Origin of the sequence: Aedoeadaptatus ivorii (genome assembly GCF_030815095.1) — a bacterium.
In the GTDB taxonomy this organism is placed as follows: Bacteria; Bacillota; Clostridia; order Tissierellales; family Peptoniphilaceae; genus Aedoeadaptatus; species Aedoeadaptatus ivorii.
This window is the reverse complement of the sequence record NZ_JAUSWF010000002.1, coordinates 160,513-179,290: the sequence shown is the minus strand read 5'-3', so window position 1 is coordinate 179,290 and position 18,778 is coordinate 160,513. Positions and strand designations below refer to the sequence as shown.

Genomic DNA, 18,778 nt, shown 5'->3' with positions numbered 1-18,778 from the left:
TCCACACCGGTGACGACGACGCTTCTCTTTTCGTTGGTAAGGCCGACGATTTCTACGTTGTCGTTGACTTTGATGGTACCCATTTCAACACGACCAGTGGCTACGGTACCGCGACCGGTGATGGAGAAGATGTCTTCTACGGGCATGAGGAAGGGGTGGTCGACGTCGCGAACGGGGTCGTCGATGTATTCGTCGACGGTTTCCATAAGGGCGACGATTTTGTCTCCCCATTCTCCGTCCGGATCTTCGAGGGCTTTCAGGGCGCTACCCACGGTGATGGGGGTGTTGTCGCCGTCGAAGTCGTATTCGTTCAAGAGGTCGCGCACTTCCATTTCGACGAGTTCGATGAGTTCGTCGTCGTCGACTTGGTCTTGTTTGTTCAAGAAGACGACGATTTTGGGTACGCCTACTTGACGGGACAAGAGGATGTGTTCACGGGTTTGGGGCATGGGGCCGTCTGCCGCGCTGACGACGAGGATCGCACCGTCCATTTGTGCCGCGCCGGTGATCATGTTCTTGACGTAGTCGGCGTGACCCGGGCAGTCCACGTGGGCGTAGTGACGCTTGTCGGTTTCGTATTCCACGTGGGAGGTGGAGATGGTGATGCCGCGTTCTCTTTCTTCGGGGGCTTTGTCGATGTTTTCGTAGTCTACGAATTCACCGCTGCCGAATCTCTTGTTGAGAACGTAGGTGATCGCTGCGGTCAGGGTGGTCTTGCCGTGGTCGACGTGACCGATAGTGCCGACGTTTACGTGCGGTTTCGTTCTTTCAAATTTTCCTTTTGCCATAATTGTCCTCCTGCTTTACGCTTCTTTATTTTTGTTCTTTCCGTTGAGCACTTCTTCCGATACGTTCTTCGGAACTTGTTCATAGTGGTCGAATTGCATGGAGTAGTTTGCACGACCTTGGGTGTTGGAACGCAAGCTGGTTGCATAGCCGAACATTTCCGCAAGGGGTACAAAGCAGGTGACGATTTGCGCGCCGCCTACGAGTTCCATACCTTCCATACGACCTCTACGGGAGTTGATGTCGCCGATAACATCCCCCATATACTCTTCAGGCGTAGTGATTTCGACCTTCATGACCGGTTCAAGAAGAATCGGATTCGCCTTGGAAAGCGCATCTCTCAGAGCCATGGAGCCGGCGATCTTAAACGCCATCTCCGAGGAGTCGACGTCGTGGTAAGAACCGTCGTAAAGGCTAACCTTTACATCGAGTACTTCATAACCGCCGAGAATCCCGTTTTGCATGGTCTCTTCGATACCTTGTTGGGTCGGTCCGATAAATTCCTTTGGAATGCTACCGCCGACGATGTTGTTTTCAAATTCAAATCCTCCGCCGGCTTCCAAGGGCTCGATGCGGATTTTGGCGTGGCCGTATTGACCGCGACCACCGGATTGACGTACGAATTTTCCTTCGCCTTCTGCGGCGGAGGTGATGCCTTCTCGGTAGGATACCTTCGGGCTGCCGATGTTCGCTTCGACTTTGAATTCGCGGAGCAGGCGGTCGACGATGATGTCCAAGTGCAACTCGCCCATGCCCGCGATGATGGTTTGTCCGGTCTCTTCATCCGTATAGGTACGGAAGGTCGGGTCTTCTTCCGACAGCTTTTGCAAACCGATGGACATTTTGTCTTGCGACGCCTTGGTCTTCGGTTCGATAGCTACGGAGATAACCGGTTCCGGGAATTCCATCTTTTCGAGGATAATTTGCTCTTTTTCGTCGCAGAGAGTGTCCCCGGTCGTGGTGTCTTTCAATCCTACGGCCGCGGCGATTTCTCCTGCATAGATTTCGTCGACTTCTTCTCGCTTGTTGGCGTGCATCAAGAGGATACGACCCACGCGTTCTCTCTTGCCCTTGCTGGAGTTATAGACATAACTACCCGCTTTTAAGGTACCGGAGTAGACGCGGAAGTAGGAGAGCTTACCTACATAGGGGTCGGTGACGATCTTAAATGCCAATGCGGAGAAAGGTTCTTCGTCCGATGCGTGGCGCTCGTCGGTCTCTTCGCTGTCGGGCAGTACGCCGCCGATGGCGGGTACGTCCAGGGGAGAAGGAAGATAGTCGAGGATCGCATCCAACAGGAGTTGAACCCCTTTGTTCTTGTAGGAAGACCCGCAAGTTACCGGGGTCATTTCTACGGCGAGGGTTCCCTTACGAATGGCACGTTTCAGATCCTCTTGGCTAAATTCTTCCCCTTCGAGATACGCCATCATCAAGTCTTCGTCGAACTCGGATACTTTTTCGACGAGGTTTTCTCTCCACTCTTCTGCCAAAGCCTTGTATTCTTCGGGAACTTCGGTGATTTCGATTTCGGTTCCCATGTCGTCTTTGTAGATTTCAGCTTCCATGGTAACGAGGTCGATCATCCCGATAAAATCTTCTTCGGCGCCCATGGGAATTTGGATGGGAACGGGATTTCCGTGGAGTTTTTCGTCGATGGTCTTTACGGAACGGAAGAAGTCCGCGCCGGTGACGTCCATCTTATTGATGTGGGCAATTCTGGGTACGTGGTAGCGATCCGCTTGTCTCCAAACGGTTTCGGATTGCGGTTCTACCCCGCTCTTCGCGTCGAAAAGTGCGACCGCACCGTCGAGTACCCGCAGGGAACGTTCCACTTCTACCGTGAAGTCGACGTGGCCGGGGGTGTCGATGATGTTCAGCCGATACCCCTTCCAATGGGCCGTTGTCGCGGCAGAAGTGATGGTGATCCCTCTCTCCTGCTCTTGTTCCATCCAGTCCATTTGTGCCCCACCGTCGTGGGTCTCGCCGATCTTGTGAATGCGACCGGTATAATACAGGATACGCTCCGTCGTCGTCGTTTTACCGGCGTCGATGTGCGCCATGATTCCGATATTGCGTACTTTCTTAAGCGGCACTTCTCTAGCCACGTATTTTCCCCTTTCTTACCATCTGTAGTGGGCGAAGGCCTTGTTGGCTTCAGCCGCACGATGCATTTCGTCTTTTCGCTTGACGGCGCCGCCCAGTCCGTTGGAAGCATCCATAATTTCTTTAAAAAGACGTTCTACCATGGTCTTTTCGCCGCGTTGTCTCGCATAGCGGATAATCCAGCGAAGACCCAGGGTTTGTCTTCTTTCGGGACGCACTTCCATGGGGACCAAATAGGTCGCACCGCCGATACGGCGGGATTTTACTTCCAACACCGGCATTACATTGTTGAGCGCTCTGTAAAATACTTCGAGTGCTTCTTCGCCGGTGGTTTCATGTACGGAATCCAGGGCTCCGTAAACAATTTTTTGTGCCGTGCCGCGCTTGCCGTCCAACATAACGTTGTTGATGAGTTTGGTGATTACGACATCCTCATACACGGGATCGGGCATGACCTCCCTCTTGGGGATATGTCCTTTTCTTGGCATTCTCTTCCCTCCTTAACTATTGGTTGAGAAAAATCATCGGTACTCGACAAATGTCGTGTGCCAAGAGCATCTATGAAAATAGTTTGTGCTCTTTGATTAGTTCGATTTCGGTTTCTTCGCTCCGTATTTGGAACGAGCTTGCATTCTTCCGTCTACGCCGGCGGTATCGAGGGAACCGCGCACGATGTGGTAACGCACACCGGGGAGGTCCTTAACACGGCCGCCGCGAATCAATACGACACTGTGTTCTTGCAGATTGTGTCCGATTCCGGGGATATACGCCATTACTTCGTATCCGTTGGAAAGACGTACACGGGCAACCTTACGAAGCGCGGAGTTCGGCTTCTTCGGGGTTACGGTACGTACCGCCACGCAAACACCTCGCTTTTGCGGGGAGTTGACCACGGTTTGTTCTTTCTTCAAGGAATCGTAGTTGAAGCCCAAAGCCGGAGATTTGGACTTGGTCTCCATCTTCTTTCTACCTCTCTTGACGAGTTGATTAATTGTAGGCACTGAGTGCACCTCCTTTGAAATAAAGTAAAATCTAACAGCACAAATCGATTTTCACTCATGAAAAACTACCCTTTCGGGTAGTTCCACGTTCCTGTCGATTTACACTCGAGTAGTATACCACTATTTATGCCGTTAAGCAAGGTTTTTACCCGATTTTCGGGATTTTTCACGATCCGATAAAAGCATTCAGCTTTCCCGTCGCATAGATCCGTTCGCTGACCCAGGCGGCGAAGGCCGCTTTTAATGTATCGATGGGCAAAAATCCCGCCATCGCTACGAGCGCCGGCTTTATCCCCCCGCTGTGGATCGACATACTCAAAAGGCCGGTCAGATTGATAAGCACCGCGCCGAAGAGAAAATAGACGATAAAAAATGTAAGGAAGTTTCGCTTCGTATATTTTTCGAGCGCAAGGCCCACCAAGAAGGGCGCGAGCACATAGCCGATAAAAAAGCTCCCCGATATGCCGAAAAATACCGCCGCGCCGCCGCGACCGCCGGGAAGCACCGGTAAACCCAATGCCACGGCGAGGACAAAGACGGCGGCGGTGAGAGTGCCGTACTTTTTCCCGAGGATGCCCCCGGCCATAAACAGCATCATATTCTGCAGCACCACAGGCACGCCGACGGGCATGGGGATGGCGATCATGCCGCTCAGTATAATGAGGGCTAAATACATGGCGACGGCGGTCAAATGTTTTGTTTTCATAAGAATACCTCCGAATAATTTTACAATACGTATTGTAAAATTATTCCACGTTTTGGCCGTCCCGTCAAATAAAAAACTCCGCTTTCGCGGAGCTTTTGTTATGCCTGTGCCTCTTCCAGCAGTTTGAGGTTTTCTTCTGCGAGGTTTTCCTCCTCCAGATAGACTTCGGCGTTTTTGCGCACGCCGGTACCCGCCGGAATCAGTTGGCCGATAATGATATTTTCCTTCAGGCCCTGCAGATAGTCCTGCTTGCCTTGGATCGCCGCATCGGTAAGGACGCGGGTGGTCTCTTGGAAGGAGGCAGCGGATAAGAAGGATTCCGTCGCAAGAGACGCCTTGGTGATTCCCAACAGGGTGGGCTCGCCGATCGCCGGACGAAGTCCTTCTGCTTCGGCTTCTTCGTTTGCCCTCTCAAAGCGCAATTTGGTGACCACGCTGCCGGGAAGGAGTTCGGTGTCTCCCGCATCTTCGATGCGCATTTTGCCCATCATCTGTTTGACGATGACTTCGATGTGCTTGTCGTCGATGTCTACCCCTTGCAGTCGGTATACCCGCTGCACTTCTTTTACGATATATTCCTGCACGCCGGTGACGCCCTTTACCCGCAAGAGGTCTTGGGGATAGACGGAACCCTGCGTGAGTTCTTCGCCTTTTTCTACGTAGTCTCCATTTTTCACGCGGATGCGCGCGCCGTAGACGACATTGTAGGATTCGGATTCGCCGTTTTCACCGGTGATGACGATCTCGCGCTTCTTCGCGGTCTCTTTGATTTCTACGGTACCGTCGATCTCCGCGATGATGGCAAGCCCTTTGGGCTTACGCACCTCGAAGAGTTCTTCAACCCGGGGAAGACCCTGGGTGATGTCCGCCGCCGCGACCCCGCCGGTGTGGAAGGTACGCATGGTCAGCTGGGTACCGGGCTCGCCGATGGATTGTGCCGCGATGACGCCCACCGCCTCGCCGATGCCGACGGTTCTGCCGGTGGCGAGGTTTTGGCCGTAGCACTTGGCGCAGACGCCGTGCTCGCTGTGACAGCCGAGGATGGAGCGAATTTTTACGCTGTCGATCCCCGCTTCGACGATGGCATCGGCCATATCGCCGGTGATGAGTTCGTCCGCATGGGCGAGGACTTCTCCGGTTTCCGGATGAAATACGTCTTCATAGGCGGTTCTGCCGGTGATCCGATCGCCCAGCTCTTCAATCATCTCGCGGCCGTCCTTAAAGTCCTTGGCGACGATGTATTCTTTCGTGCCACAGTCGTCTTCGGTGACGGTAACCTGTTGCGACACGTCGACGAGGCGTCGGGTAAGATATCCGGAGTCCGCCGTTCTCAGCGCCGTATCCGCTAGACCTTTCCGAGAACCGTGGGTCGACATAAAGAATTCCAATACGTCGAGACCTTCGCGGAAGTTCGAAGTGATCGGCACCTCGATGGTACGACCCGAGGGCGATGCCATCAGGCCCCGCATACCGGCGAGCTGCCGAATTTGGTTCTTGGAACCCCGCGCGCCGGAATCGGCGAAGATAAAGATATTGTTGAGTTCGCCAAAGCCTTCCATAACCTTATTCGTCAGGTGGTCGGTCGCCTCGTTCCAAATGTCGATGACGTGTTCGTAGCGCTCTTCGTCGCTGATAAGGCCCTTGCGGAACGCCTTTTCGTATTTGGTAACATCCGCATCGGCTTTGTCCAGAATTTCCTGTTTCTCTTCGGGGATCTCGACGTCGCCCATGGAAATGGACATGGCGCCGATGGTGGAGTAGTGGTACCCCATGCTCTTGATCTTATCGAGGAACTCCGCCGTCTCCAGATTGTCGTGGAGCTTATAGCAACGGTCGATGATTCTTCCGAGGAGCTTCTTGTCGATGGTCTTATCGACTTCGAGACTATACGGATCTTCCTTTCGGTTTACGAAACCGAGGTCTTGCGGAATGACCTCATTGATCAAAAAGCGTCCCACGGTGCTCTCTACGATCTTTCCGCGCTTGTCCTCGGCGTCCTTAAAGCGACGCACCTTGACGTGGGAGTGCAAGTGCAGATAGCCGCTTTCGTAGGCGTGGATCATTTCGTCGACGTCGGTAAAGGTGTAGCCGTCGCCCTTTACGGCGTCCTTTCGGTCGAGGGTGAGATAATAGGTTCCCAAGACCATATCCTGAGAAGGCGTGGTGATGGGCTTACCGTCTTTTAGGGCCAAGATATTGTTGGTGGAGAGCATCAATAGACGCGCTTCCGCCTGGGCTTCCGCCGAAAGGGGCAAGTGGACCGCCATTTGGTCGCCGTCGAAGTCGGCGTTGTAGGCCGTACACGCCAAGGGGTGCAGCTTGATCGCCTTGCCCTCTACGAGCACGGGTTCAAACGCCTGGATCCCCAATCTGTGCAGCGTAGGCGCCCGGTTCAGGAGAACGGGATGGTCTTTGATGACATCGTCCAATACGTCCCACACTTCGGGGCGCACCCGCTCTACCATGCGCTTTGCGCTCTTGATATTGTGGGCGAGTTCGCGCTCGACGAGTTCGCGCATCACAAAGGGCTTAAAGAGCTCGAGCGCCATATTTTTCGGCAGGCCACATTGGTAGAATTTCAGCTGCGGACCTACGACGATAACCGAACGACCGGAGTAGTCGACGCGCTTTCCGAGGAGGTTTTGACGAAAGCGCCCTTGCTTCCCTTTGAGCATCTCCGAAAGGCTCTTGAGCGGCCGATTGCCGGCGCCGGTGACGGGGCGGCCCCGTCTGCCGTTGTCGATCAATGCGTCTACGGATTCTTGCAGCATACGCTTTTCGTTTCGTACGATGATTTCCGGTGCGCCGATGTCCATCAGCTTGCGCAGCCGGTTGTTTCGGTTAATGACCCGTCTATACAGGTCGTTTAAGTCCGAGGTGGCAAAGCGCCCGCCGTCGAGTTGCACCATGGGGCGCAGCTCCGGCGGAATAACCGGGATGCAGTCGAGGATCATCCACTCGGTCTTATTGCCCGATTTGCGGAATGCCTCGATAACTTCGAGTCGACGGGTAATGCGCACCCGCTTTTGTCCGGTGGCATCTTCCATCTGCTCGCGCAATTCCTTGGCGATGGCATCGAGATCCGTACGGCGCAAAATGTCGCGGATCGCCTCGGCGCCCATCTTCGCCTCGAACTTGTCGCCGAATTCCTTGCGGTATTCGCGGTATTCGGTCTCGGTCAAAAGCTGCTTTTCGTAGAGATGGGTTTCGCCCGGCTCTACCTTGGTTACGATATACGAAGCAAAGTACAATACCTTCTCCAGCGCCCGGGGGCTGATGTCTAAAATCAGGCCCATGCGGGAGGGGATGCCCTTAAAGTACCAGATATGGGAAACCGGAGCGGCCAGTTCGATATGGCCCATACGTTCCCGGCGCACCTTCGCCTTGGTGACTTCGACGCCACATTTTTCGCAGACGACGCCTTTATAGCGGACTCTTTTATATTTTCCGCAGGAACACTCCCAGTCCTTGGTGGGACCGAAGATCTTTTCGCAGAACAGACCTTCTTTTTCGGGTTTTAAGGTTCTGTAGTTGATGGTCTCGGGTTTTTTTACCTCCCCGTACGACCAGGATCTGATTTTTGCCGACGAGGCCAATCCGATTTTAATGGAATGAAATAGTTCGTTATTGCTCAAGGAGCACTCTCTCCTTTCCTATATGCAGTGCGACTTCGTGGGACGGATTATTCTTCATCCGCATCCTCTGTAAAGCCTTGGGGGATCGCGTCGCCGGAAATCTTGCGGATGCCCGCAAGCGGTTTTGCGCTTCTCTTGCCTTCGATCAATTCCCCTGCGTCTTCTCCTTCGATCTTGCCATCCATATTGTCCAAGTGGTTCAGTTCTTCGTCGTCGTGGCTGAGATCCACTTCTTCTTCGTTTTCGTCCAGTACCTTGATCTCCAGAGCGAGGGCTTCGAGTTCCTTGATCAATACCTTAAAGGATTCGGGAATGCCCGGCTGGGGAATGTTTTCGCCCTTGACGATGGCCTCGTAGGTCTTGACCCGGCCGACGATGTCGTCGGATTTTACCGTGAGCATCTCCTGCAGGGTATGGCTGGCGCCGTATGCCTCCAGCGCCCAAACCTCCATCTCCCCGAACCGTTGCCCGCCGAATTGGGCGCGGCCGCCGAGGGGTTGCTGGGTGACGAGAGAGTAGGGCCCGGTGGAACGGGAGTGAATCTTTTCGTCGACCAAGTGGTGCAGTTTCAACATATACATATAGCCTACGGTGACCGGGTTGTTAAACTCCTCTCCGGTGCGTCCGTCGCGGAGTTGTACCTTGCCGTCGGCGGAAAAACCCGCTTCTTCCAAGGTGTCAAAGATATCCTGCTCGTTGGCGCCGTCGAATACCGGCGTCGCCACGTGCCAGTTCAGTTGTTTCGCCGCAAGGCCCAAGTGGACCTCGAGAACTTGTCCCAAATTCATACGGGAGGGAACCCCGAGGGGGTTCAGTACGATCTGAATGGGACGGCCGTCGGGCATGTAGGGCATATCTTCCTTGGGCAGTACCCGAGAGATGACGCCCTTGTTGCCGTGGCGACCGCACATCTTGTCGCCCACCTGAATCTTGCGCTTGGTGGCGATATATACCCGCACCATTTCGTTTACGCCGGGTTGCAGTTCGTCGCCGTCCGCGCGGCTGAAGGTCTTGACGTCTACGACAATCCCCGCTTCCCCGTGGGGCAGGCGCAGAGAGGTGTCACGCACTTCCCGCGCCTTTTCGCCGAAGATCGCCCGCAAGAGCCGCTCTTCCGCCGAGAGCTCGGTTTCGCCCTTGGGCGTCACCTTGCCCACCAAAATGTCGCCGGGGTTTACCTCGGCGCCAACGCGGATAATGCCCCGCTCGTCGAGATCTTTGAGCATATCGTCGTCCACATTGGAAATATCGCGGGTAATCTCTTCCGGTCCGAGCTTTGTATCGCGTGCCTCGGATTCATATTCTTCGATGTGGAGGGAGGTGAGAACGTCGTCGATGACCAGCTCTTCGTTGATCAGCATCGCGTCCTCGTAGTTATAGCCTTCCCAGTTCATAAAGGCGATCAGGATATTTTTCCCCAAGGCCATCTCGCCCAAATCGGTGGAGGGTCCGTCGGCGATGATTTCGCCGCGTTCTACCTTTTGTCCGGTCTTGACGATGGGCCGCTGATTAATGGTGGTGCCTTGGTTCGCCTTTTCGAATTTATGGAGCGTAAAGACCACATCGTCCGTGCCGTCGTCGGGCGTCACGGTAATGGAGCTGCTGCTCACTTTAGAAATGGTGCCGTCGCAGGTGGAAATCACGCAGACGCCGGAGTCCCGGGCCGTCTTGTACTCGATGCCCGTCGCCACGATGGGCGCTTCGGTTTTTAAGAGGGGCACTGCCTGCCGCTGCATGTTCGAGCCCATCAACGCACGGTTCGCGTCGTCGTTTTCCAAAAACGGAATCATGCTGGTCCCTACCGCGACGATCTGTTGCGGCGAGACGTCCATATAGGTAATGTCTTCGCGGTGGAAGATATCCACGACCCCTTCGTGTCCCCGGCCGATAACCCGCTCGTTTACGAAGTGTCCGTTTTCGTCGATCTTTTCGTCCGCCTGGGCGATGATATTTTCGTCCTCGATATCGGCGGTGATGTACTCGATCTCGGAGGTCACGACGCCTTCACCCTTTTTTACCTTGCGGTAGGGCGCCTCGATAAAGCCGTATTCATTGATGCGGGCATAGGTCGTAAGCGAGGTAATCAACCCGATATTCGGACCTTCCGGCGTCTCGATGGGGCACATCCGGCCGTAGTGGGAATTGTGGACGTCCCGTACCTCCATGCCGGCGCGGTCCCTAGAAAGACCGCCTGGTCCCAATGCCGACAGACGGCGCTTGTGGGTCAGCTCCGACAGCGGGTTGTTTTGGTCCATAAACTGAGACAGCTGCGAAGAGCCGAAAAATTCCTTGATCGCCGCCGTCACCGGACGAATGTTGATCAAGGACTGCGGCGTGGACGCATCCGGGTCCTGTACCGCCATGCGCTCGCGAATCACCCGTTCCATGCGGGTCAGGCCGATGCGAAATTGGTTCTGCAACAGCTCTCCCACAGAACGGATGCGGCGATTGCCCAAGTGGTCGATGTCGTCGGTATTTCCGATGCCGTGGAACAGATTGAATTCGTAGTTGACCGCCGCCAAAATATCGTCGATTAAAATGTGCTTCGGCGTCAGTTCCTTATAGTGTAACTTGATCCGCGCGATCAGTTCTTCGCCTTCGTATTCCTCGAGGAGTTCCTTAAGGCGAGGCAGGTAGATTTTTTCCTTAAAGCCCAGGGCTTCAAAGTCCAAATCCAAATCCAATGCCGCGGGATTCACAAAATTGTTGCCCAGGAGCACGAGCTTGCGCTTTTCGCCCGGGTCGTTGATGTCGTCGACGAGGATTTCTACGCGATTGATGCCGGCGTTTTCGATCTCGATTGCCGCCGCGCGATCCACCCGATCCCCCGCCTTCGCCAGGATCTCGCCGGTCTCGCCGTCGATTACGTCTTCAGCGACTACGCGATTTTCGAGACGTTCGCGAAGTGCCAGCTTCTTGTTGAACTTATAGCGGCCCACCTTCGCCATATCGTAGCGGCGGGCATCGAAGAACATATTCTCGAACAGAGACTGGGCGGATTCTACCGTCGGCGGCTCGCCGGGACGCAGCTTCTTGTAGATTTCCAGAAGGGCTTCCTGCTTGTTGCTGGTTTGGTCCTTTTCGAATACCTTTAAAAGCTCCTCGGTCTCTCCCATTAAGCGGGTGATTTCCAGATTGGATTCGATGCCGATGGCGCGGAGTAAAATCGTGATGGGGATTTTGCGGGTTCTGTCGATGCGTACATTGATCACGCCCTGGGCGTCGGTCTCGAATTCCAACCACGCACCGCGGTTGGGGATCAGGGTCGAAGAAAACAGGCTCTTGCCCGTCTTGTCGAGTTCTTCCTTATAATAGGCGCCGGGGGAGCGAACCAGTTGACTGACGACGACCCGTTCCGCCCCGTTGATGACGAAGGTGCCGGTGTCGCTCATCAGGGGCAGATCCCCCATAAATACTTCCTGTTCCTTTACATCGCCGATTTCCGTGTTGATCAGGCGGACCTTTACCTTCAAAGGCGCCGAATAATTGGTATCCTTCTGTTTGGCTTCTTCGAAGTCGTATTTCTTATCGTCGGATACGTAATAGTCTACGAATTCGAGAATCAGATTGCCCGCGAAGTCCTCGATGGGCGAAATATCTCGAAATACCTCTTTCAGACCTTCGTCGATCAGCCACTGAAACGAAGAGGTCTGCACCTCCAACAGATTGGGGATCTCCAACACATCGTCGATCCTCGAATAGCTCATTCTCTCCCGTTTGCCGTATTGAACAGGATGTACCATCTGAATTCCTCACCCCTCACAAATTCCTCGGAAAACAAAAAATGTATGTGTAAGTATTCGTACAGAGTTGCCCCGCCAAAAAAAGCTTACATATACATCGTCTTCCATTGCTGCTGCCGTCATTTCCATGCTTCGTTTTATTATTATGCAATTTATTATATTATCATGAGGCGCAATATAAAACAAGGGGAAAATCGTATTAATTTTCCCCTACCAGTATTTTCCCCGCCGAAGGCACATAGCGGGAAGTAAATGCGAGTTCGCGCCGCACTTCCCGTCCGCCCTCTTTGAAAATTCGATATGTCTTATACACCGATCCGTCTACGGCGGGCACCTCTACCCTTTCTTCTCCCGCCTTTAGCTGAGAAGAAAGCTCCCGCTGTTCCCCTGCGGGAATGGTCGCCACGCGCTCGGTAGCGAGTTCGATGGCATAGGGCTTTTCCGCCTTGGGCCCGTAAATCTTACACACCAGTTCCTTGCCGTCTGCCCGCATTTCGATATATACCGGCGTCTTGTACGAATTTTTGAAGATCAAATCCTTGTAGCCGTCCACCACTGCGCAATCCAGCCCTTCCTCGGCATAGGGAACGGGGCGGGAATGGTTGAATTTCGTAAGCACCGTAAGCCCCGCCTCTTCCGCCGCATTGTAAAGCGCGGTGGAAACTTGGCAGACGCCGCCTCCGATGCCCGATGCCATTCTTCCGTTTTCTACGATCTCTCCCTTTCGAAATCCGTGGGCTTCGGTGACGCCCCCGATCTCCTGCAGAAAAGAGATTTTTTCTTCCGGCGAGAGCACAATGCGCCGAAAATACGAGGCGCCGTTTTCCACATTTGCCTTGCGGTCGCGGTCGGAATCTGTATAGTCGGAGCGCACCATAGCGAGCACGCCGTCAATCCCCGAAAGTGCCTCGGCACTCAGCGCCGGCTCCTGTGCGGTGGTTTCGATTTTAACGGGCGCGCCGTCATAAAGTGCGAGGGCGTCTTTGGCCGCTTTCACATCGGGAACTTCTCCCGCCTCCCCCTTTTCGATTCGCACCGCATCCCCATTGTCCGCCACCGGACGGGCGGGGAGGGGCAAATCATATAACGTGCCGTCAAAGGAAAAGAGCGTGCGCGCGAGCTTCTTTTCATTGACCGCAAGGGGCATCGCCACTTCGCGCTTGGCAAAACAGGCGCCGATCCGCTCCCACGGCCTCATATCCCGGCTCAGTTTCATCGCGGCCGCCGCCACCGCGCCGGGATCGTAGGAAAGGCCCAGTGCGTGCGCGTCGGTGCGCACAGCGCGCGAACCGGCGCGAAGGGTGATCTCCCGTTCATCGAAGGTCGCCGCGGCATTTTTCAGCGCTGTCTTTGCGCCACTTTCGCTTTTTGTCCCCAAAGACACGCCCTTATAGGTAAGGCCGGGGCTGATTCTTCCAAAAGCGGGGACAGAAATAACGGCAATGACAAACAACAAGACCGCCGTTACCAAGAGGACCCCGTGCTTTATGTGCTTTTTTCGCTTCAAGGCGGCGCGCTTATTTTTTCGATAGTTTTTATAGTTTTCATTCATGGGCTTTCCCGTTCCTCTTATAATATTCGCAATACGGCTTCAAATCGCATTCGCTGCAGAGGGGCGTTCTCGCCTTACAGATGCGCCGGCCCAAAAAGATCAGCAGATGGTGTCCCTTGCTCCACTTCTCTTCGGGCCAGATTTCCATCAGTTGCGCCTCGGTCTTTTCCACCTTGTCGCTCTCTGCGAGGCCGATGCGGTTGGATACGCGAAACACGTGGGTATCCACGGCGATGGCGGGAATCCCCAATACATTCGATGCCACCACATTGGCGGTCTTTCGGCCCACGCCGGGAAGCGTCATCAGGCCCTCGATGGTGGGGGGAATCTCGCCGCCCCAGTCTTCTAATATGGCGCGGGATGCGCCAAGGATGTTCTTTGCCTTATTCCGGTAGACGCCGCAACTTTTGATATAGCCTTCGAGCGTCTTTTGATCGAGTGCGACCATGCGCTCGGGGGTGTTGTATTTTTCGAACAACACCTTCGTCACTTTGTTCACCCGTACATCGGTGCATTGGGCAGAGAGAATCGTCGCCACCAAAAGCTCATAGGGCGTAGTATAATCGAGCTCCGCCCGCGCGTCGGGAAACATCGCTTCCAATCGCGCATATACTTTTTCTGCCGTTTGCTTATCGATTCGCATAGATTCTCTACCTCTTCCTGTCTTTGAAATACGCCCGAATGTACTCGGCGTTTTTCTTCCATTGTCGCGCGCCGCGCCACGCGCCGCTCATATGTCCGAAATTTTCTCGAAAGGTACGATTGCTCTGTGCCTCCACCTCGTCGAGGGGAATGTATGTGCGGGGGTTTTTCGTCTGAAACCGCGCGGGAATGTCGGCATTGAAGGGACATACCGCCTGGCAGATGTCGCAGCCGTAGAGGGAATCGGCGAGGATCTCCCGTTCCCGTTCGCTGAGCGGTCCCCGTTTTTGGGAGAGCCACGAGCGGCACCGCGTGGGCGATAGCCGTCCCGAAGGGTCTATGGCGCCGCCGGGGCAGGCGCGGACACAGCGCATACAGCTTCCGCAGCGACACGTTTCGATCTCCGCCGCCCCATCGCAATCCCGATCCACGAGCAGAAGTCCTATGGTAACATAACTTCCCAATTCGCGGTGAATAAAGTTGCCGTTTCTTCCGATAAATCCACGCCCGGTGCGCGCGGCAAACCCCCGCTCGTATAGGGGACCGGTATCGATCTGCCGATGACAGCGGATCGTGGGGTCCGCTTCTTCTAAAAGCGCCTGCAGGACTTCGATTTTGTGTTTAAGAAGCAGATGGTAATCGACATCGCGCGAGATCCCCGCCAGGCGACCGTAGCCCGCCCGGGGCGCCGACAATTTTCTCTCGAAGGGAATCTGCTCAAAGGCGACATAGACTGACCTGCCCGCGGGGAACACCGCCCGAAAGTCGTAGCGACTTCGGTCGTCCTCGGGTTCAATATCCAGTCGCTCCCCGGCCTCCCTTCGCGCGGCGAGGATCACTTCCATTTCCGTAAGTACCGTAAGGGGGATATGGGCGAGGTCATGAAAACCCGCTTTGTTTTTGATTTCTTCGAGATCCATCACAAGCCCCCTTCGTTGTTGTATACTTATACTATCATAACCTTTAGAAGGAGGTATACATGCGAAAAGGTATACCCGTTAAAAATTTGAAAATTAAGGCACAACGCATCGCCGACTTCGTGCCCAAAAAGCGGGATGTGGATCTTACGCTGATCTTCTCTGTCCTCGCCATCACCGCCCTGGGCTTTCTCGTCCTATCCTCGGCGACCAAAACCTACGGGAGCGGATCCTACTTATTAAAGCAGGGGGTGGCGACCGCCTTGGGCTTTGCCGCTCTTATGGGGCTTATGGTGTTGGATTACCGCATTTGGAAGCGCTACTACCCGTTCTTATACGGCCTGAGTATCTTGCTTTTGGTGGCGACGCTTCTCTTCGGTCACGGCGACACCACTTGGGGCGCAAAGAGCTGGCTCTCCTTGGGACCGGTGAACTTTCAGCCGGCGGAATTCGTAAAGGTCTTTCTGGTGATCTGCTTTGCCGCCTATCTCGAAACCCACGCCGAGGTCATCAATCATCCCAAGGAACTTATCAAGGCCCTCGTCTTTGCCGGCTTTCCCGTGGGATTGATTCTCCTGCAGCCGGACTTCGGGACCGCCATGGTCTATCTATTTTTTATCGGCATTATGTTGTTTTTCGCCGATCTGGATTGGAAGTATTTTATCGGCGCCGCCGGTGCCGCGATCCTATCGCTGCCCTTTTTCTATGCCCGTCTGGACGAGTACCAGAAAAATCGAATCCTCGACTTTCTACGTCCGGGCGCCAATACCTCGGGGAGCGGGTATCAGGCCTACGAAGGGCGCATCGCCATCGGAAACGGCAAGTTCTTCGGCCGCGGCCTCTACGAAGGCCCGCAGACGCAGTACAATTTTATCCCCACCAAAGAAACGGACTTTATCTTTCCGGTCTTGGTCGAAGAGCTGGGGTTTTTGGGCGGCAGCGTTGTGCTCGCCCTCTACGGTCTCTTGTTTTACCGTCTGCTCGCCCTCTCAAAGATCGCGCGGGATACGACAGGTCGGCTGATGGTCATGGGCTTTCTCAGCATCTTGTTTATCCACGTGTGGGAAAACGCGGGGATGACCTTAGGACTGATGCCCGTTACGGGCATTCCCCTCCCCTTTATCAGCTACGGCGGCACCTTCCAGTTGGTGAACCTCGCCATGATCGGCCTCTGCCTCAGCGTCCGCTATAATCGAAGCGGAAAGCGCACCGAAGCGGCGAAGATCGATTTCTTGGACGATCTAAAAGACAAACTCGCCGCCTATGGCGAGCGCCAAATTCAAAAAGAACGCCTGCGCCGCGAACGACGCAAAAAATAAGAGAATGCCCGATTTCGGGGACAAAAAAAGAGCCGATGGCTCTTTTTTTATGCGTCTATGGGATTATTTGCTCGCGTTTTCTACGGCACCTTGCACCAGTTTTTGCAAGTCGCCGATATCGATGGTCACCAAGCTCGCGAGATCCGCTACATCGGGCACCGCCTTGTGGTGCTCGTCTTTTTCCTTGGTGGGAATGGCGAGAACTTCCTCTGCGGTCTTTCCGCCGACATACGCCTCAAAATCGTCGGCCTGTTCGTACCATTCTTTCTTGATTTCGGAGGCTTCTTTCATCTGATACGCATCTCCCAAATCCCTCTTGCTTTTAATTTCGGCATCCGCCTGTTTCACTTTCCCGGCGGCGTCAAATTCTGCCGTCGGCTCGGAGATGTCGATTCTCGAGGCGGTGATCTTTTCGTCTTTATCGATCACAACCGCCGCAGCGGAGATTTCAATCGCCGCTTTGGGGCCCTTTTCCCCTTCCACGCCCTTGGACTTTTGGGTATCGGCGGTGAGCTTTAAGCCCACCTTTTCGCCGCCGCTCGCGTCTTGGGCGTTGTCATAGGCTTCACGCACCAGCTTTTGAAACGCGCCGATGTCGATGGTCACCGAGCTCGCGAGATCCGCGACATCGGGTACCGCCTTGTGGTGCTCGTCTTTTTCCTTGGTGGCGATCCCCTCGATCTCCTCTACCGTCTTTCCGATCGCATAGGCGGAAATGGCGGCGGATTGCTCGTCCCATTCCTTCTCGATCTCCGAAGCTTCTTTCATGCCGTAGCTCGCGCCCTGTTCCAATTTCGAAGAGGCGGCCTCCGCCGGGGCGGTATAGGCGCCGTCATTGGAAAATTCGACCTTGGGTTGAATCACATCGTAACGGAGATCGACGATCTTGCCGTCGGTGTCAAAGCCCACGGCCACCGCCATCCCGTCCGCCTGCGCCGATGCGCCCTTTTCTCCCATCTGATCGGTGGTCTTGAGCGTGGTATCGAATCCCAGGCCCAATTTGGCGATCTCGCCCGCCGCGACTTCGCTCTTTTCCTCGGTCGCCTTCTTATCGTTGGCGACGGCGGTTTGCGTCTGCGCATTCTTTGCTTCCTCTTGCGCTCCGTTCGCCTGCGTGTCGTTCTTTTGTGCGCATCCCGCCAACAAAGTCAGCGCCAAGGCGCCGATGGCGAGTTTTCCGCCGTTCCCCGAAATCTTCATCTCTGTACTCCTTTTCACACAAATAGATAATTTTAGATATGTTCAAGCGTACAAGATTTTGGAAACCATGTCAAGAATTGTTTTTTATACATGATATTCACATTTGTACCTACGAAAACGGCTATACACCGGCATTTTTCCTTTCCATTGTTATTTGTTAAACGCGCAAACGCTTTTTATGCGTGGATTTTCCCCGTCTCCGCTTCCGAAGATAACTACGCGAGCAAGTGTGGTATAATATTTACGTCTATCTCCGAACAAGCGGAGGGGACGAGAAAGGATCGAGGTGTAAAATGTCATCCTATCAAATTTTGACAGACGGCGCTCAGGACCTATATCCCGAGCTGTTTCATAGTACGAATATCCGCAGAATCCCCATGCGGACCGCTTGCGGCGGTCGCGATTTCGAGATCGGCGACGATACCACGCGCGACGATATCTTGACATTCTACCGGCTGCTTAAAGAACAACCCGCCTATACTTCTCAGATTTCCCCGGGGATCTATGAACACTATTTCGAACAATACTTAGAGAAAGGCCTCGACGTCTTATACCTCTGTATGAGCGGCGGCATATCCATGCAGTTTCATCAGTCGGAGGTGGCGGCAAAACTCTTACAGGCGCGCTACCCCGAGCGCACCATCCGCTGTTTGGACACCCGCACCTGCACCGCCGGCGGCAATTTGATCTGTGCCCGGGCGGAGGCGAATCAAGCGGCGGGCATGGATCTTTCGGAAAATTTCGACGATCTGGAAAGCTTTAAGGCACATATCGGGCTCTACGGCATCGTCACCGAATTGGACCACTTACACCGCGGCGGGCGCCTTTCGAGTGTCGGCGCCTTGGTGGGAAATGCCTTAAATATTAAGCCCTTCCTCCATATGCGCGACGACGGCGTCCTCGCCATTCGCGAAAAGGTACGCGGCGCAAAGAACGCGACCAAGACCCTCGCACGCACCGCCGGAGAGGACCCGGATCCCGCACACCGAATCTGTTATCTGTCCCACGCCGACAACGAAGCGCTCTGTGAAGAAGTGAAAAAGCTGATTCTCGAAAAGACGGAGATCGAAACCGTCTATACGGGCCTCTTAAACCCCATTATCGGCTCTCATTTGGGAAGCGGGGGCATTTCTATGGCCGTATTGTGCGCGAAACCCGTCTCCTAGTTCGGAAA

Annotated in this window: 13 protein-coding genes; 2 read left to right on the top strand and 11 right to left on the bottom strand. The window is 54.5% G+C overall.

Annotated elements, in window-relative coordinates; all coding sequences use genetic code 11:
- The 10 genes from QO008_RS02630 to QO008_RS02585 all read right to left on the bottom strand — a co-directional run.
- A partial coding sequence (locus QO008_RS02630) for an elongation factor Tu (protein WP_307384101.1) occupies positions 1 to 788 on the bottom strand: 788 nt, incomplete at its 3' end.
- 15 nt (positions 789 to 803) lie between these two features.
- A complete protein-coding gene (fusA, locus tag QO008_RS02625; protein ID WP_307384098.1) occupies positions 804 to 2,891 on the bottom strand; it encodes an elongation factor G in 2,088 nt (695 codons plus the stop codon).
- Positions 2,892 to 2,906: 15 nt separating this feature from the next.
- The gene (gene rpsG, locus QO008_RS02620) at positions 2,907 to 3,377 is read right to left on the bottom strand and encodes a 30S ribosomal protein S7 (RefSeq protein WP_126464886.1); all 471 of its coding nucleotides are present in this window, start codon (positions 3,375 to 3,377) and stop codon (positions 2,907 to 2,909) included.
- 96 nt (positions 3,378 to 3,473) lie between these two features.
- Entirely contained in the window at positions 3,474 to 3,890 is a 417-nt protein-coding gene (gene rpsL, locus QO008_RS02615; protein ID WP_126464885.1) for a 30S ribosomal protein S12, read from the bottom strand.
- Between the two features lie 166 nt (positions 3,891 to 4,056).
- Positions 4,057 to 4,596 carry a biotin transporter BioY gene (locus QO008_RS02610; RefSeq protein WP_307384092.1) on the bottom strand — a complete coding sequence of 180 codons (540 nt, stop codon included), beginning with the start codon at positions 4,594 to 4,596 and terminating at the stop codon, positions 4,057 to 4,059.
- 98 nt (positions 4,597 to 4,694) lie between these two features.
- Positions 4,695 to 8,231: a DNA-directed RNA polymerase subunit beta' gene (gene rpoC / locus QO008_RS02605; RefSeq protein ID WP_307384090.1), complete on the bottom strand. Its 3,537-nt coding sequence runs from the start codon at positions 8,229 to 8,231 to the stop codon at positions 4,695 to 4,697.
- Positions 8,232 to 8,278: 47 nt separating this feature from the next.
- Positions 8,279 to 11,974: a DNA-directed RNA polymerase subunit beta gene (gene rpoB / locus QO008_RS02600; protein ID WP_307384086.1), complete on the bottom strand. Its 3,696-nt coding sequence runs from the start codon at positions 11,972 to 11,974 to the stop codon at positions 8,279 to 8,281.
- Between the two features lie 199 nt (positions 11,975 to 12,173).
- Positions 12,174 to 13,526, bottom strand: coding sequence for a VanW family protein (locus QO008_RS02595; protein WP_307384082.1), 1,353 nt, complete (start codon positions 13,524 to 13,526; stop codon positions 12,174 to 12,176).
- Entirely contained in the window at positions 13,519 to 14,169 is a 651-nt protein-coding gene (nth, locus tag QO008_RS02590) for an endonuclease III (RefSeq protein WP_126464880.1), read from the bottom strand. The genes QO008_RS02595 and nth overlap by 8 nt, the downstream gene beginning before the upstream one ends.
- A gap of 7 nt (positions 14,170 to 14,176) precedes the next feature.
- Positions 14,177 to 15,088, bottom strand: coding sequence for an epoxyqueuosine reductase (locus tag QO008_RS02585; RefSeq protein WP_307384078.1), 912 nt, complete (start codon positions 15,086 to 15,088; stop codon positions 14,177 to 14,179).
- A 59-nt stretch (positions 15,089 to 15,147) separates the two neighbouring features.
- Between QO008_RS02585 and rodA the strand changes: the two genes are divergently transcribed.
- On the top strand, positions 15,148 to 16,404 hold the full coding sequence (gene rodA / locus QO008_RS02580; protein WP_307384076.1) for a rod shape-determining protein RodA: 1,257 nt from the start codon (positions 15,148 to 15,150) through the stop codon (positions 16,402 to 16,404).
- A gap of 63 nt (positions 16,405 to 16,467) precedes the next feature.
- On the opposite strand, the gene QO008_RS02575 is transcribed toward rodA, so the two are convergent.
- Positions 16,468 to 17,604 (bottom strand): hypothetical protein, encoded by a 1,137-nt coding sequence (locus QO008_RS02575; protein ID WP_307384073.1) that lies wholly within the window; start codon positions 17,602 to 17,604, stop codon positions 16,468 to 16,470.
- Between the two features lie 293 nt (positions 17,605 to 17,897).
- On the opposite strand from QO008_RS02575, the gene QO008_RS02570 reads away from it, so the two are divergent.
- Positions 17,898 to 18,770, top strand: coding sequence for a DegV family protein (locus QO008_RS02570; protein WP_126464876.1), 873 nt, complete (start codon positions 17,898 to 17,900; stop codon positions 18,768 to 18,770).
- Positions 18,771 to 18,778 lie beyond the last annotated feature (8 nt).